We start from the raw sequence: 16851 nt of genomic DNA, 5'->3' as shown, positions 1-16851 counted from the left end.
CCGGTTTTTGGGTCTACCGGCGGGTTTTCACTTTAATCTATGACGACGGGTCGGGTTACGTACTGGGAAGTAGGTGACCCTGTCTCGGGGCACCGGTAACGGTTGGTTCCCGAGCAATTGATGGGCAACCGGCAGGGTAAGGTTCGTGGTTTGGCAAAGGCCGAAACCTTGATCGATGCGTTGCCCGGTGTTAGGAGACGGGAATTGAAAAGCAACCACCGATTTCAGTTCACATGGTTTACCAAGCGTTGCCATACGCTGTGCAACATCTTGGTAAGTTATGCGAGCGCGGCGCGCCGCTCAGACGATCACGGCGCGTCTTATTCAGCCGGCCCGGCATGGCGTTGTTTGTTGCTGCTCATGCTGTCGGCAAGCGCGGTGACACCGCTCCACGCGTTCATCGAACCGGTTTATTTCGACCACCTCGCGCTCGAAGAAGGTTTGTCCCAGAGCCGCGTGTTGGCCGTTGAACAAGATCATCATGGTTTCATGTGGTTCGGTACCCAGGACGGTTTGAACCGCTACGACGGTTACCAGTTCCGCGTCTTGCGGCCGAAAAGTACCGAGGGTGAGGTCACCCAAGGCGGCATTACCGCGTTGCAGGCCGTGCCCGGCGGCTTGTGGGTCGGCACGCGCCGCGGCGGTTTGTACTTTTTTGATACCGCCCAGGATCGTTTCATCCACAAACCACTGCCCATCAACCAAGACGCCGGCCAAGCCCATATCACCGGTTTGTGCCTCGACGGCGAGGGCCGCCTGTGGATCGCCGCCCGGCCCCACGGCTTGTTTCGCATCGATGCAGCCGCATATTCCGAACGCGCCGTCGTGCGTGCCGTCCCCTTTGAGCATCCTGACCTCAAACAAACCCCCTTCCTGCAAACCTTGGCTTGGTCGAAGGAAGGTCGCCTGTGGCTGGGTACCGAACGCGACGGTTTGCTGGCGCTCGACACGCGCACCAACCAAATCGAACGTTGGACCACCGCACGCGGTCTGGCCTCCGACACCATTCTGTGCCTGTTACCCGAGCCCGACGGCACCCTGTGGATCGGCAGCCAAGACGGCTTGCACCGCATGAACCGCGGCACCGGCGACGTGGCGGTCATCCAACCGCGCGACGGCGATCCACGCGGCTTGAGCGGGCGCCAGGTATGGAGCCTGCTGCGCGACCGCCACGGTGATTTGTGGGTGGGTACGCGCGACGACGGTCTCAACCGCAGCAGCGACAACGGCCGCACCTTCGACCACTTCACCTTCTCCGCCGTCAACCCCAAAAGCCTTAGCAGCAACCAGGTGTGGCGTTTGTTCGAGGATCGATCCGGTGTGATCTGGGTTGGGACCGGCGGCCAAGGCATTAACAAATTCGCGCGCGGTTTGAGTCAGTTTGCCCGTTACGATGTGTTCCCCGACCATCCCCACAGCCCCGGTCGTTTTGTGCCGCTTTCGATGGCCGTCGATGGGGACGAACGCCTGTGGATCGGCACCTGGAGCCACGGTCTGGTTTCCCTGGATACCGCCGCCGACCGCTTTACCTACCATCGCCTCGACGATTCGGCGCAACCGCGTCGCGCCGACCAAGAAACCACCTTAATCCTCGCCGTCCAAGCCGACCGCGACAACCAGCTTTGGGTCTGTGCCTACCGCCGCGGCCTGTTGCGTTACGATCCCAGAACCGGCCGCACCCGTGCCGTGAAGGTACCTTTCGAGGGTGACTGGACCCCGACCGCCTTGGCCGCGGGCGGGGGGGATGAACTCTGGGTCGGCACCTACCGCCGCGGCTTGTTGCGTTACGACACCAAAAGTGGTGAAACCACCGTATTTGCCGCCGATACCGCGCGGGAAAATGCGCTTTCGATGAACCAGGTCAGCGCGTTGCTCTACGACAGTCAGCACCGTTTGTGGGTGGCCACCTTCGGCGGTGGGCTCAACCTGAAACTGCCGAACCGCGACGGTTTTATCCATTTCCGCAACAACCCCGATGCGGGCGACAGTTTGCCCCATGACCTCGTGCTCACCCTGCACGAGGACCCGCAAGGCCGCATTTGGATCGGCACCGACGGCGGTGGTTTAAGTCTGTGGCGCGGCATGGAGAAAGGGTTCCAGCGTTTCGGCGAGGACGACGGTTTGGCCAGCCAGGTCGTGAATGGGATCGTCACCGATGTGAACGGCGACATGTGGGTGGCCACCAATAAAGGCCTTAACCTGCGCGGTGCGGACGGCACGCGTTGGCGCCGTTTCGGCACCGGCGAGGGCGTCATGCTCGAATTTAACGCCGGCGTGTTGGCGCAATCGCCATCCGGCGAACTCTTCTTCGGCGGTACGCGCGGCATCAACCGCTTCCACCCCAATTTCATTCGCGAAAATACCCAGGCCCCGCCGGTGGTGCTGACCGCGGTTAAAAAGTTCGACGAGCATGCGGTGGCCGCGCCTTTTGCGTCCAGCGGTCTCGAACTCAACTACACCGACAACTTCATCAGTTTCGAATTCGCCGCTCTCGACTACACCCTTCCTGGCAAAAACCGGTACCTTTATAAATTGGAGGGGCTTGACGCGGATTGGGTCGACGCGGGAACGCGAAGAACTGCTTATTACACCAACCTCGACGGCGGGCAGTATACCTTCCGCGTCAAAGCCGGCAACAACGACGGCGTTTGGAACGAGGCCGGCTTGGCCTTACCCCTGACCATCCACCCACCTTTCTGGCAAACCTGGTGGTTCCGCCTCGCCCTGGTGAGCCTGGCCTTGCTGGTGTTGGTAGCGCTGCCGTTTCTGTGGCAACACCGCCGCTTCCAGCGTATGAAACGCCTGCGCGACCAAGAGCTGGAAACCAAACGACGCCTGACCGAGGGCCGCGAGGTCGAGCGTCTGCGCATCGCCCAGGAGATCCACGACGGCCCCGTGCAAGACCTGCACGCCGTCCACATTCAGCTGGTATTGTTCCAGCGCGGTTTGTCGATGAAGCTGGCCAAACTGTTTGGTCGCGAGGCCGTCGACGCCAATCCGGGCCTGACCGCGGGCCTCGGCGATTTGGTGGCTTATTTACAACGGGTCGGCCAAGACCTGCGCGACCTGTGCGGCCAACTCAGACCGCCGACGCTACAGCACTTCGGCCTGAACGCCGCGCTAGAAGCCCACGTCGACCGTTGCAGGGAAAAGTACCCCGACATTCGCATTTCTTGCGAGGCCGGCTCGCCAACCGCGGGCATCCCGGAAGAAACGCAGCTGGCGTTGTTCCGTATTTGCCAGGAGGCGTTGAACAACGCGTTCCAGCACGCGAAAGGAGACGTGATTTCGGTGACTTTCGAGGCCGACGCCGAGGCATTGGTATTGGAAGTCCGAGACAACGGCCTGGGTTTCGAACCCCAAAACCTGGTCCGTTTCTCGCGCGAGGGCCATTTCGGTTTGCTGGGCATCTCGGAACGGGCCGAGGCCATCGGCGCCCAGCTAGAAATCGAGTCCCAACCCAACCAAGGCACCATGGTCCGCGTCTTCGCCCCCCTCCCCATGGAAGAAGGCCTGCGGGCATAAGCAGAACTCAGCGACGCCATGGCGATTTTCCACATAGGGCATGGCGCGCATCAAATCGCGATGGTCCGCAAGGGTGATCCACCATCTTTTTTTTATGTGGTGACAGGCCTCCCCAAGGCATTGTAAATATTAGGGTTATGGTGGTGGTGACGGTTGCTTTATGGAGTGACAGCCTTGGATAAGGTGTTTCATGAGGCGCTGTGGTGACTCTGTGGTGCCTGTCTTACGCAATGGATGCGGTAGCATTTTTTTCTTTCTTCAAGTGGTGACAGGCTTGTGTAATATTCTGAATTTATTAGGCTTGTTTGTTATTTGCGAAACATATGAAGCTGTAGTTTTGTGAAAAACAGGAGATGTAAAAAATACATGTAGTGTATGTATTTCGGGTGGTAGAATTATCCTTGCCAAACCTCGCATGAGGGTAAATGAAAAATACGCACCAACGACACGGGTTTATCTGGGGAGATTCGATAAAGGGATTTGTTCAGAGCACCCGAACTAAAATTGTTCAAGAAAACGGTTTCTTGTTTCTTGATCTTCCGAGCCTGCGTGCCTGTGATGTGACAGTCCCCACCTGTCAGTTTGAAGAGGTCTTTATCGTCGGTAGGGGTTCCTCTAGCCAGGCGATAGATCGTGTTCCAAGGTTTGGCAAACAAAACCGGTATTTGGTTGGTTGTTCGATCAGGGGAGGCGCGGCATGAGTCGACGTCCCCGAATCAAACTCGAAAAACCCGTTGCCTACTACCATGTGATGAACCGAACCGCGCAACAAGAATTTTATTTTGATGATGCCTATGTGCCAGGTTTCAAGCAAGTTATGCTGGATATATTCCAAGATGTTGCATCCGTTTTTTACGTAAACATTCTTGCTTGGGTGATCATGGATAACCATTACCATCTTTGTCTTGAGGTGAAGAAACCGCCGAAGGATCTCGAAGACCTCAAACGTAGGTTTGAACGTCTTCAGGAGATCAACGTGAGTAAAAGGCGATGGCAGCCAGGGTTGGCCGATGCCTTCTACAAGCGCTTTACCGATCTATCCGAATTCATGAAGTCCGTAAATCTTCGCACCTCAATTGCGTTTAACGGTGCCCGAGGAACAAGAGGGCATCTGTGGGGTGCTAGATACAACAGCAAAATCATAGAGGATGAATCGGGGCTGATGAAAGTCATGTGCTACATCGAGCACAATCCTGTGAAAGCAGGCTTATGCAGAAAGTCGTCGGTTTACCCCTGGTGCTCCGCGGGTCGCCTCAAGCTTGAGCTTATCCGGCATAAGACGGTTGATTTCCCTGCTATTGATTTCCTCAAATGCGTACCCCGAAGACGTCGCGCACGAACTTATGTCCAGATGGTGGACGAACTTGCTTTGAGGCTTTACGGCGCACCTTCAGATCGGGAGTTAGGTGATGAATCATGTGAATTACCGATTACGGAGGAGGAGTTAGAAAAATGGCGGCAAGAGTTTGCCTCCAAAGCACCAGAAGATTGGTCAAATCAGGCATTTGGCTCAGAAGCCTTCCAACAGCAGATTGCTCTGCAAGAACAAGCCAAGAGGCAAAAGATAACAAAAGTGCGTCGAGAAGCGGTTAAACGAAGGCGTTTCGATCCTAGTGATCGTACTGACAAAAACCATCAAGAAAAACACAACTGAAATAAAACAAGATATTTAAAGCTATAATTGCCTGGCTTGAGGGCCAAAGTGTGCCTGCTCATAAAGCGGGCATTTAAAGGAGCCAATAAAAACGACCGGGGTTTGCGTATTTCAACAGTACAGCCCAAGTTCTAGACCCATAAAGCGTTTCCTTGACATGTTCCCATGTGAAACCATAGGTAAAGTCACATCGTATCCCAATTAAAACCAGCTACTTTAACCTGCCTGTCACTTGCCTCCTTTTACTTCTTGCCTCCTACTGCTTTAACCTGCCTGTCACTTGCCTTTCCATCGAGGTGGGTCCCTTTTTGCTTGCCAAATACATACATGCCTTTTCGCCGTCACCACGCTGACGAATCTCTGTCTCAAGGGCAACCCGGTGGCCAAGGATCAATCCCTATTGGCCGAGTTTCGAATACCAGGATCTCGATTTCCAGGATTAACTTGCCGAAGCAAATGGTGTGACTGTGCAGACATGCGTAAGTGGTTTGTTTTATGTTTGGTTATGAAAGATTCCCTAGGAAACCCGCGGCCGGAGCCGGATTCTTTCCTAACCGGGCCGCTGAATTTTCGCCGCTGTTTTCAATTTTATTCCTGGCTTGAAAATCCGCTATAATGAGCCATCCCTATGATTTCGGTGCCTCGCGCACCCTGACCCGTTTGCCCCCACGCGGCTCTGTCGGCAACCGCACCACGGTTGCAACGCTCGGGGTTTCTCTTGGTTTTATTTTCTTCACAGCGAGGATTGATATGAGCGAAGATGTATTGAGAAAAGTCACAATGGATACCATCGTCGGCGATACCCTGACCTTAAGCGTTAGCGAGCACGAGATTCCCCTGAAGCTGGACACCATCCGCGAACGTGCCGATGCCAAAGAAAACGGTTACGAATGCTTCACCATGGTATTTTCCGGGCCGGTCGACAAGGAGCTAAACCAAGGGACATACACGATGAAAAGCGAAAAGCTGGGCGATTTCCTGTTGTTCATCGTACCCGTCGCCAAAAGCCAAGAAGCCATGACCTATGAGGCTGTCATCAACCGCGAGTTGGCGAGTTAACCCGCTTTTTTGTCGGCCGTTTGGTGGCCGCGCACCCGCGACAACGCTTGATCGAGCCATGCCTGATCATCCAACCGTTCTTGCTCCGGTTGGGTGATTTCGTGGTTGGGCTTGAGCGGTTTGGCACCAAAGGTCCTGCCTGAAGGCAGGATCAAACGTCGCGTCGGAATTTCCAGTTTGGCGCCGTTTTTGAGTGGGAACACCTCAAAGACGGGTGCCAAGCTCAGCGAGGCTTCGCCGACAAGAACCGCCGCACCGCGGTCAGCCGCCGCGGCCGCGAACCATTCGGCCGCGCGGGACGTACTTTGGTTGATCAGGACAAATAAATCAAAGGAAGCAAAGGGGCCGTCGCCGGCAAGGCTGAGCGTGCGCGGATCGTCCTTTTTGCTTTGCCAGGTGCCGAGTTTGCCTTTGCGCAGGAAGAGTTGGGCGAGGGTGACGAAGTCGTGGCTGTTGCCCAGCGCGTTGTTGCGCAAGTCGAGCACCAAACGCGGTGTGCCCGCTTTGGGATCGGCGACGATTTCGGCCACGAACTTTTTGAGGTCGGCGTCAAAACCCTGGTGGAACTCAGGCAGCGAGAACAGGTGTAGGCCGTCTTGAAAGGATTGGCGCCCGACGCGGGTTGGTTCCAGATCGACCTTGGTCAGGATTAGCCGGCTTTCTTTACCGTCCGGGCGGTTGACCAGTTCTACGGTTAACTCGGGTTGGTTGTCGAGCAGCAAGTTGCGAATGGCGACCAGGTTCAGGGTGCGCGTGGTGGTGCCGTTAATTTTGCGCAGGTATTTACCTGGTTGTAGGCCTTGTTCGCGCAGCGGGTGGTTGGGGGTGACGGCGAGCAAGTAGGCGTAGCCGTTGCGTTTGCGCAGGACCAGGCCCCACTTCCGGTAAACCAATTCGTCCCAGGGCTGCACGGCGGTTTCGGCGTCGATGAAGCTGGCGTTTTCGTCGACCTCGTCGAGGGCGCCCTGGTACATGCCCGGCATCAATTCTTGCATTTCCACCTTGTCGACGTAGGCGCGATCCACCAGGTGCAGGATTTCAGGGACATCGCGGCCAGCTTCAAACAAGTTGCCTTGGCCGAACAAAGCGCTCAGCGCAAGCACGACGGATACCCCGGCGAGCAGCGCGGCCATTTTCAACTTGATGCTCATGCACCCCTCCGGTTTGGGATTGTGAGGGCTTATTATACAACAAGGATGGTTTGGGGATTTGGTGTTGGCGGTTGGCTTGGTTTTCTGATTTCTTAGGATTTCAGGATGGGTAGAGGATGGGCGGTGGGCTTGTGGTTTGACCGGACAAAGAGGCGCCGCGGATGGATGGGTTCACCAGAATGGTTGGCTTTTGAAGGTGGCTCAAGTGATATGGCCCTCCATCGAGATCCTCTTTGGTAAAAATAGGGTAGATTGACCTGTAAAGTTTTGAATTTATAGGTTTTGTGTTGGGGATTTGATCTGGAAGTGAGGTGGGAAAACGAAGCAACAAGAAATGGGGTGACAGGCACGTGTAAGTGGCTACAAATGGGGTGACAGGCACGTGTAAGTGGCTTGGGTTAAACGGAATAGTGCGGTCATGTCCGAGCGTGGGATCTATCAGGTGCAGGGAAAACGGGTCCTCTTTGTCTTCCATATAGCCCGCCTTCCAGAGAGCCGGCAGCGATCAAGCCAAAAGGAAATGGGGTGACAGGCACGTGTAAGTGCAAATGGGGTGACAGGCACGTGTAAGTGGCTTGGGTTAAACGGAATAATGTGGTCATGTCCGAGCGTGGGATCCATCAGGTGCGGGGAAAACGGGTCCTCTTTGTCTTCCATATAGCCCGCCTTCCAGAGAGCCGGCAGCGATCAAGCCAAAAGAAATGGAAACATACCCATTCTCATTTTCCATAGGTGAAGGAGCGGTCGACGTGGGTGGCCCATTTGCGGTAGTTGCCGTTTTTTTGGTCGGCGGCGAGCATTTCGGCTAGGTTTTCCCAAAGCTTGGGATCGCATTGGCCCCAGCCTTCTTTTTGTTGGTAGGTGCTTTGCCAGTAGGGGAGGCTGGCTTCTAGTACCGCGTAGGCAGCCGCGTAACGATCCTCGGCTTTGAGTTCGGGAAGGTAGTGTTCCACGACGATTTCGTAACCGGCCTTGGGATCTTTGACCAGATCTTGGAGCGCGCGGAAGGTGGCGTTCAGGAAGGCATCGACGTGTTTTTTTCCGTCTTTCACCTGCTCTGGGTGGGTCATGATGCCGACCCCGGGGAAACGGCGTTTCTGTAACTCGCGGGTGAAGGTATGGATGCCGAGCGCCTTGAGGCTGAGTGGCTCGTTGTTGGCGTAGCCGACCACCGCGTCGACGCGGTCTTGGGCCAAGGCGGCGACTTGGGTGTAACCGATGGAGACGACACGTACTTGGTCGAGACGCAGGCCCATCTCGGCGAGCATCGCTTTGAGGCCAAGATAGGAAGAGCCGTAAGTTCCAGTAATACCGATACGTTTGCCCCTCAGCTTTTCAGAGGTGAAGATGTCCTCCTTGGCGATCAGGGCGAGGGGATAACGTTGGTACAAGGTCGCGACGTGGACAAGGGGCATCCGGCGTTGGACGGCGTGGAGAAAGGCATCGGGATCGGCGGAGGCGAAGGTGACTTTGCGGAGGGCGGCCATTTTGAGGATTTCGGGCCCGATGGTGTAGTCCATGGTGACTTCCAAACCGGCCTCGCGGTAGTAACCTCGGTGTTGGGCGAGGTAGAAAGGCGCGAACTGGACGTTGGGAATGTATCCCGCGGCGTAAGTGATTGGGGTGAGGTTGTTTTCACCGGGCGCGGCGGGGGTTGCGAACAGCAGCATTAGGAGTGCGGCGGCAGGGGTCGTCATGGCATGTCTCTCCGCGGTTTTTTTCCAGCCTAACATTGTGTGCCGCGCTATGGGCGAACGATTTTGAACCAGGGCAGGTAACGAGGTTTCCGAGTTGTTGGGGAAACCCCTTAACGCCGGTTCTTCTCGGCCCAGGGCCCGATAAAAATTTGTTCGGCCAAGGCGATCAGTGAATAGAAGACCACACCCACGGTGCCCAGCACCAAAATGGTAACAAACAGTTGTGGGGTGTCCATCAGGCCGTTGGCTTCCAGGATGAGGTGACCCAAACCCTGTCCCGTTCCAAGGAATTCCCCAACGACGGCGCCGACCACGGCCAAGGGCGCGCCAATCTTCATGCCCGCAAAAATCCCAGGCAAGGCGCTCGGTAATTCAAGAAACAGGAAGCGCTGCCACTTCTTGGCGCCGAGACAGCGCATCATGCGTTGGTGCATGGCGGTTTGGGCGTGGAACCCGTTGATGGTGCTGATGGTAGCAGGGAAAAACACAATCAGCGCGGTGACCACGATTTTTGCGGTAATCCCGTTGCCGAGCCAAAGCAGTAGTAGGGGCGCAAAAGCCACGAGGGGTACGGAGTTCGCCACGACCAAATAAGGTGTGATCAGTCGTTCTAATAAGGGCTGCTGCGAAATGGTATAGCCCACCAAAAAACTCAAGCCAATACCGGCAGCGTAACCGGCCAAGATCTCGGTAAGTGTCATGGTGAGGTGCGGTTGCAAAACACCGGAGCGCCACAGTTCACCCAAACGGCTCCACACATCGTTCGGAGGTGGGAAAAGCCAGGGTTCTGGTGAAAACCCAAAGATAATTAGGTGCCAGGCGAGGAGGAGGGAGCCGAGAATGAGGGAAATCCCGCCTAATTTCAGGGCCAGGTTGCGCAACACTTTTTTTGCACGGTGAAACAGCACCGCCGGCAGCCCAAATTCGAAAAACTGAGGTTTTCTCATGGGTCTTCCTCTTCTTCCGGGGCGAGGCGGGGCAGGTTTGGCTGGTGGGGAAGGGCATTTCGGATTTGTCGGTAGAGTTCACTGAAGCGCGGGTCTTGAAAGCTTTCGTAGGTGCGAGGGCGCTCGATGTCGACTTCGAAGCTTTGCACGAAGCGACCGCCTTCGAGGATGACTATGCGGTCGGAGAGGATCAGTGCCTCTTCGATGGAGTGGGTGACAAAGAGGATGGTTTTTTGGGTGCGTTGCCACAGGCTGAGTAGGTTGAAGTTCATGTTCTCGCGCAGGATGGGATCGAGCGCGGAGAAGGGTTCGTCCATGAGGAGGATGTCGGGGTCCTCGGCGAGGGCACGGGCGATGGCGACGCGTTGTGCCATGCCGCCGCTGAGTTGGAATGGGAAGAGGTGGGCGGCGTAGCTAAGACCGACTTTGCGCAACGCATCCATGCCGGCTTTCAGCCGATCCGCGCGCCGCACACCGCGAACCTGCAACGGTAAATATACGTTTCTCAGTACGTTACGCCAGGGAAGTAAAGCGGGTTTTTGGAAGACGTAAGACATGGAGGCGCGGTTGGTGCGTTCGACCGTGCCCTCACTGGGCTGGACCAAGCCCATCAAAATATCGAGGAAGGTCGATTTCCCAGAGCCGGAGCGGCCGATGATGGTCACGAACTCGCCGGGCGCGAGGTGGAAATTGATGTCCTTGAGAACCTGGGTATGCCCGCGGCCCCGGCCAAAGTGCATGCCCAGGTTGTTGACTTTAATCAAGCCGGGACCTCGCTTGGGTCAACCGAAACGGGGTCGGCCCTTGAACCTAAGAAGCGCGATAAGCGCGAGGGATTTTGGCTAAAGATCTGGAGCGAAATGGTTTGGGAAAAGCGGAAGCGCACCCATTGGGTGCGGTGAGCATTTTCACAGACCGTTGCAGCCCAGAGGTTTAGCCAAAATCGCCGCGAGTTATCGCGCTTCTTAGGTTGAATAGCGGTGGGATCGATGGGTGGCATAGGCAAGGGTTGGGACCTCGTGAGGATGGTCGGTTGTGTCGGGTTAGGGCAGGTTGGCCGTGGTTTGTTCGAGCCAGGCCAGATGGCGTTCGGCGAGGAAGGCGGCGTTGGGGTCCGTGGGTAGGACGTGGAGCCCGCCTTTGACGTGGACGAAGTGGGCGCGGGGAATGAGACGGGTCATTAAGTCGCGGTTGCTGATAAACGGGGTGGTGCCGTCGGCGTCGCCGTGCGCGTAGAACACCGGGACCTTGATTTCTTTGAGCCGGGGCCGAATGCGTTCCGATTGGTCGTGAAGCGCGACGGCGGGGCGAAGCGGGACGGAGGTGTATTCGTGGTTGGCGGACAGGCGTTCGCCGTCGTCGCCGCGTAAGTCGGCTTTGGTGATGCGCCCGATCAGGTTGTGCAGGCCAAATTTTTTGACGAGCCCGGCTTTCTTCTCGCTGGAGACGGTGAGGAAAAAGGCAGGTGCGAACAGGGAAAGGGTGTCGGCCTGGGGACAGGTGAGTACGAGGGTGGAGGCGATGACACCGCCGTAGCTTAACCCGGTGACGTGGACGCGTTTGTAGCGGCGGCGCAGGCGTTTGAGCAGTGGTACAAAGGGGACAAACAGCTCGCGCCAGGTGAGATCTTGTAACATGCTCACGTGGCTGCCGTGGCCGGGGACCAGGGGGACGAAGACGTCGTAGCCGGCGGCTTGGTAGCGCTTTGCGAAATCGCGGAAATCGGCGGGGCTGCCGGTGAAGCCGTGGATGAATACCACGCACTGGTCGCGGTTTGCGACCAAACTAAAAGGCACACATTCGGGTTTGAGGCCGGAATGGGCTTGGAGACCGGGCAGGGATTCGTTGTCGGGTTGCCGAAGGGGCGGTGCGTCGGATGCCATTTAGGTTCCTTGGCTGGTAAAGTGCGGTTTTGGGGTTGGGCGGGCGTGGGTTCGTCTGGGCCGGGAACCATCTTTCCATGGGCAGAGCGGCGACGAATGTTCCAGAGCCGTGCTGGATAGTGGTTTAATAACCAGGCCATGCCCTTTGTACCACAGCTTGCACGACCTGTGGCGTGATTCAAAGCGCCGCGCCCGGCTCGCGATTCTTTGGAGACCGGGTTCCAAACCTACGCCCTGTGACCCAGCCCGCGGGCCGCGGCGGTCAGGGATGTGGTAGCGTGGCATGGGTTCCTCTTTCCCGGCCTCGGCATCAACCATGTGGAGCATGTATGATTCATCTTTTTTCGCGCCTATCTCGACGGGGCCTGTTGCCGTCGGCCATGTTGATCGCGCTGCTGGTCGCTTGTGGGACGCCCGAGACGGCGTCGGAAATCGCCGCCCCCACCCCCACCCAAACCGGTGAAGCCGCGCTGATGCGGCAGCGCAACCTCATGGCGACCCTGCTTCCCGAAAAAATGGCTGATCAGCCACCCACCGATTACCAAATAGAGGTTTCCCTGGATGCCGAGGGTCGGCGCTTAATCGGCACCCAAACGCTGGTCTACCAAAACCAGAGCGGCGATATTTTGGACCGTCTCCCCTTCCACTTATACCTGAACGCCTTTCGCGACGACCAATCGGTGATGGCCAAGTCCCTACGCACGCAATCCAACGCGGCGCCGCATACCGGGGGTTCGATGACCTTGGAGCGGTTCACCATCGACGGCACGCCGGTTCTGGATCAAGTGCACTATCCGCATGAGCCGGACCAAACGGTGGCGGTGTTCCCGCTGGCCCAACCGTTGTTTCCCGGTGAATCGGTAACGGTTCGCTGCGATTTTACCGCCCAACTGCCGGAAGACGGCTTGCGTTCCCTGGCGGTGGACGATTTCTTTTTTGTGGCCCAGTGGTTTCCCAAAATCGGGGTATGGGAATCGTCGCAACAACGGGATGGTGGCGAACCCGGTTGGGTGTGTCCGCCCTACCATGCGCTCACCGAGTTTTATGCCGACTTCGGCCACTACCAGGTTTCACTTGATGTGCCCGCCGATTTTGAAGTGGGCGCGACGGGTGTCCTGGTCGATGAACGGCGGGAAGGAGACGGGACCCGCAAACAACTGACGTTCCGCGCGGAAATGGTCCACGATTTTGCCTGGTCGGCCTCGCCCCATTTCCTCCGTGCGACCCGCACGTTTGAGATGACCCAAGCAGAACGCTTGGCCGATCAAGCGCGCTTCGGCCTAGACGAGGAACAGAGCGAATTGCCCCCGGTGGAGATGGTGTTGCTGATTCAACCCCAACACGAACACCAAATTGAGCGCCACTTCGAGGCCATGCGACACGCGATCCGCCAGACCGGCATGCGGTTGGGGCCCTACCCCTACCCGGTCATTACCATGGTCGACCCGGTTTACGCGGCATTTGGCGCCTGCTGCATGGAGTATCCGATGTTGGTGTCATTGAACACCCATTGGTCCGCGCCCGCCGAGGACTACGAACTGGAAGACCTCATTTTTCACGAATACATTCACCAGTATTTCCAGGGTTTGGTCGCGACCAACGAATTTACAAGCGCTTGGTTGGACGAGGGTTTTACCAGTTACCTGACCGCCAAGTTGGTTTACGATCAATACGGCCCAAGCTATACACCCTATCGACCCTTATTCCTATACCACGTGCCGACCTGGTGGTGGCTGGGCTTTGCGCCCTTCCATCCAATGGAGGCGCAACGCCGCCACGCGCTGGTGCTTCGGCGTGGCGCGCGGGTGGATCAGGCCGGCCCGGAATTTTTCAGTTCCTCCGATTACGAACTCTCCGTTTACGACCGAACCGCGTTGATGCTGTTCCAACTGGAGCGCCTGCTCGGCGAGGAAACCATGGCCGGGCTGATGCGCGCTTGGTTCACCGAATACCGTTTTCGCCATCCCGATACGGATGATTTTGTGCGTTTCGCTCAAGCTTTTTGCGCGTGCGATTTGCGCGTATTTTTTGAAGACTGGCTCCACGGTGAAGGATTTCTCGATTACGCTGTCGAAGAGGTACGCACGCGCCATGTGCCCGAACCGCCCGCCGACGGAGGGCACACCGAGTACTACCGCGTCACACTGGTCAACCACGGAAACCTGCGCCTGCCGCTGACGATCACGCTCCATTTTGAAGACGGATCGGTCAAAACGGAAAGCTGGCAAGGCGAAGAAGCACGTGGCCTGTTGGAAGGTTACGCTGCTTCGCCTTTAGTCCAAGTGGTTCTTGATCCCGAGGGTCGGCTGTTACTGGATCGTTACCGCGGCAACCATGTTTGGCGTGCGCGCGCGGATCACCGTGGCGCCGACGCCGTCGCCCAAAAAACAACCAACGCGCTGCAGCATTGGCTCCAGTTGCTGGCAGGAGCGGTTTTATGAAGCGCACGTTATCCACTTCCCTCGCGTCCATGCTGCAAAGCCTGCCCGTGCTGGCGCCGTGGTTGCTGCTCAAATGGTTGCTCAATGTGCTGGTGGTCGCCGCGATGGGGATCCCCTTGGCTCAATTCCTTCGCCGCCAATTGGCGTCCGCCCCTGACGACTGGGCCATGGTCGACGGTCGCTTCCAAAGGGGTTTTTGGATCGAATGGATGTCCCGTCACGATTTGAGTGAAGCCCTCCTTCAAGCGGCGACGGCTCCCTGGCTGGTGCTGTTTGCCCTGGGGAATCTGGTGCTCACCGCCGCTTTGCTCTCTAGCCTGTGCGGTCCCTCTCGCGAAACCTTTGCCGTGAACCTGGTGGCCGGCTTCAAACGGTTCCCCGCGTTGGCCGTGTTGGTCGCTTTGTTCGGGGCCGCCGGTTATGGGATATTCATCGGTTTGGGCCAAAGTGTGTTTCCCTCGCTTGCCCATCCCTCGGGTTTGGGCACGATGGCGGAGGCGGGTAGCCTGGCCACACGCCTCGCCTTGCCGACCTTTGGCCTGTCAGCCGTGCTGTTGCTGTTTTGGTTTGATGCGAGCCGGGTTCACCTGTTTCGTCGTTACCCAATCGAACAAGACATTCCCGGCCTGGTTGCGCCCCTGTGGTGGCTGGTGAAACCTTTGGTAGCCGTGGTGGTTGCCCTGGTGAACCTGCTCTCGAATCCGTTGAAACCCGGCTTGGTCTGGTTGATATTGCTGGCGGTCCCCGCGGCACTGGCCGTGTACCAGCAGATCGAAACCAGCGAACATCTGCTCCCGCTGTGGTGGGTGCAGGTTTTGGTGCTGGGTCGCATGATGTTTGCCTTATTGCGACTCAGTTTTATGCGTTTCTGGTTTGACCCTCGGGAACGGGTTGCGCAAACCGCCGCCGCCGATACCGGGGCCGGCGCCTTTGACGGCTTGGAACAATACACCGAAACCACGGAGCCGGGGGTTTCTTAAACCTAAGAGGCGCGATAAGTGCCAGGGATTTTGGCTAAAGATCTGGAGCGAAATGGCTTGGAGAAAGCGGGCCGGGGTCGCGCACGACGCGCACCCACGGAGTGCGGTGAGTATTATTATAGGCCGTTGCAGCCCAGAGGTTTAGCTAAAATCCCCGCGTCAGCGCTTCTTGGGTTCGTCCGCATTCTCATTGTCAGCCGGCCCATTTCCGAAGATAATGGAACTTCTGTGCGCGACACGTATTCTTTTTGTAGCAATCGGTTCCTCCTGGTTGTTTCACCGCCGAGGATTTTTCGTGAACAATCGCTATTGGCAACTTTTGGGTTTGCAACCCACGCGTGACTGCGCGTTTATCAATGCCGCTTTTTTGGAACAAATCAGTCGCTTGGATCATCCCGAGACCGGCCAAGAGTTTCGCCGGCTTCAGGATGCGCGCGAATACGCCCTGCTCTACGCCGCGGATCAAGCACCCGAGCTGGAAGAACCTTATCTGATCCGAGATCCCGATGATGCGGAACAACGCGCCTTGTTTCGCGTTTACGACGATGTGGCCGATCTCCTGCTCAACCGACCCGCGGAGCAGGATTCCAGCGCGGCGCTGTTTCAACAAGCGGCCAAAAACCCGGTGGTTAGCGAGGCGGGCCGTATCCGTCTGATTGCCTGGCTGGCGACCTTAATGTACCGTCACCAAGCACCCGCGACCATGGTTTCCGCCTTTGATCGCACCTTCACTTTGCGTGGCCGTTTACCGATGGAAGCGACCTGTTCCGAATCACTGCGTTTCTGGTACTTGCAAACTGTTGATTTCAAAGCGCTTCACATCGGCGCGCCCGTCTGGCCCAATAAATGGGTCACCATGGCCACCATTGCGGCGACCGCTTGCGCCACCTTTTTCCTCTTGTCGATGGTTTTTGACGGCAACGAGGGTTACCAAAGCCGCTATTCAAGCCAAGAGGTGAACCAATACTTGAACATGGAAAGCACGCCGCAATTGGCGTGGGCCATCAACCACGGCGATTTGGAACTGACCGTGATGGCGCTCGAGGGCGGGGCCGACGTCAACGGTTTGGTGCCGGGCGAGGACATGCCGTTGTTGGTGCTGGCCGCCAACCAGGGCCACCACCGGATCGTGTCGCAAATGTTGGCCCACGGCGCCGATTTTGAGCAGGGTGACCGATTCGGCTTCCTGGCCATTCACCACGCCGTTGCCAACAACGACGAGGAAATGTTGGCCTTGTTCCTTCGCGCGGGCGCGGATCCTTTCCGCAAGGGCGACATGGGTTTTTCAGCGGTCGATATGGCCCACAATTTCCGCCACCACCACCTGGTGGAACTCATGAACGGCAAATCCCCGACGGCCAAGGCCCTGCTGCCTTAATCCGCGCTTGCGGCCCTCCTGCTTGGGTGGTCGTCACCTTGCCTTTTGGTGAAAGAGCCATCGCGGATAGGGTGATCTCCTAGCCCGCATTCAAGAAATAGGTGGGAGATACCTTGATGGGATTGATCAGGTTTCC

General features: G+C 57.2%; 11 protein-coding genes. 6 read left to right on the top strand and 5 right to left on the bottom strand.

Annotation, left to right across the window (positions count from 1 at the left end):
• The first annotated feature begins 204 nt into the window (after positions 1 to 204).
• The 3 genes from J3U88_RS05225 to J3U88_RS05215 all read left to right on the top strand — a co-directional run bounded on the left by J3U88_RS05225 (position 205) and on the right by J3U88_RS05215 (position 6238).
• Positions 205 to 3525 (top strand): sensor histidine kinase, encoded by a 3321-nt coding sequence (locus J3U88_RS05225; protein WP_207857329.1) that lies wholly within the window; start codon positions 205 to 207, stop codon positions 3523 to 3525.
• A 697-nt stretch (positions 3526 to 4222) separates the two neighbouring features.
• Complete coding sequence (locus J3U88_RS05220) at positions 4223 to 5179, top strand: transposase (RefSeq protein ID WP_207857328.1); 957 nt, start codon at positions 4223 to 4225, stop codon at positions 5177 to 5179.
• Between the two features lie 615 nt (positions 5180 to 5794).
• Complete coding sequence (locus J3U88_RS05215) at positions 5795 to 6238, top strand: DUF6916 family protein (RefSeq protein WP_207857327.1); 444 nt, start codon at positions 5795 to 5797, stop codon at positions 6236 to 6238.
• On the opposite strand, the gene J3U88_RS05210 is transcribed toward J3U88_RS05215, so the two are convergent.
• The 5 genes from J3U88_RS05210 to J3U88_RS05190 form a co-directional block, all read right to left on the bottom strand.
• Positions 6235 to 7389 (bottom strand): S41 family peptidase, encoded by a 1155-nt coding sequence (locus J3U88_RS05210; protein ID WP_207857325.1) that lies wholly within the window; start codon positions 7387 to 7389, stop codon positions 6235 to 6237. The two genes, J3U88_RS05215 and J3U88_RS05210, sit on opposite strands and share 4 nt — an antisense overlap.
• 719 nt (positions 7390 to 8108) lie before the next feature.
• The gene (locus tag J3U88_RS05205) at positions 8109 to 9086 is read right to left on the bottom strand and encodes an ABC transporter substrate-binding protein (protein WP_207857324.1); all 978 of its coding nucleotides are present in this window, start codon (positions 9084 to 9086) and stop codon (positions 8109 to 8111) included.
• 110 nt (positions 9087 to 9196) lie between these two features.
• Complete coding sequence (locus J3U88_RS05200) at positions 9197 to 10033, bottom strand: ABC transporter permease (protein ID WP_207857323.1); 837 nt, start codon at positions 10031 to 10033, stop codon at positions 9197 to 9199.
• On the bottom strand, positions 10030 to 10797 hold the full coding sequence (locus J3U88_RS05195) for an ABC transporter ATP-binding protein (RefSeq protein ID WP_207857322.1): 768 nt from the start codon (positions 10795 to 10797) through the stop codon (positions 10030 to 10032). Before J3U88_RS05195 ends, J3U88_RS05200 begins: the two co-directional genes overlap by 4 nt.
• A gap of 279 nt (positions 10798 to 11076) precedes the next feature.
• Entirely contained in the window at positions 11077 to 11916 is an 840-nt protein-coding gene (locus J3U88_RS05190; RefSeq protein WP_207857321.1) for an alpha/beta hydrolase, read from the bottom strand.
• A gap of 329 nt (positions 11917 to 12245) precedes the next feature.
• Between J3U88_RS05190 and J3U88_RS05185 the strand changes: the two genes are divergently transcribed.
• The 3 genes from J3U88_RS05185 to J3U88_RS34940 all read left to right on the top strand — a co-directional run bounded on the left by J3U88_RS05185 (position 12246) and on the right by J3U88_RS34940 (position 16715).
• The gene (locus J3U88_RS05185) at positions 12246 to 14357 is read left to right on the top strand and encodes a M1 family metallopeptidase (RefSeq protein WP_207857320.1); all 2112 of its coding nucleotides are present in this window, start codon (positions 12246 to 12248) and stop codon (positions 14355 to 14357) included.
• A complete protein-coding gene (locus J3U88_RS05180) occupies positions 14354 to 15337 on the top strand; it encodes a hypothetical protein (RefSeq protein ID WP_207857319.1) in 984 nt (327 codons plus the stop codon). Before J3U88_RS05185 ends, J3U88_RS05180 begins: the two co-directional genes overlap by 4 nt.
• A 295-nt stretch (positions 15338 to 15632) precedes the next feature.
• The gene (locus J3U88_RS34940; protein ID WP_207857318.1) at positions 15633 to 16715 is read left to right on the top strand and encodes an ankyrin repeat domain-containing protein; all 1083 of its coding nucleotides are present in this window, start codon (positions 15633 to 15635) and stop codon (positions 16713 to 16715) included.
• The last annotated feature ends 136 nt before the right edge of the window (positions 16716 to 16851 follow it).

This window comes from Acanthopleuribacter pedis, from assembly GCF_017377855.1.
GTDB lineage: Bacteria > Acidobacteriota > Holophagae > Acanthopleuribacterales > Acanthopleuribacteraceae > Acanthopleuribacter > Acanthopleuribacter pedis.
The sequence above is the reverse complement of the archived record's forward strand: the minus strand, read 5'-3'. Positions and strand labels throughout refer to the sequence as shown.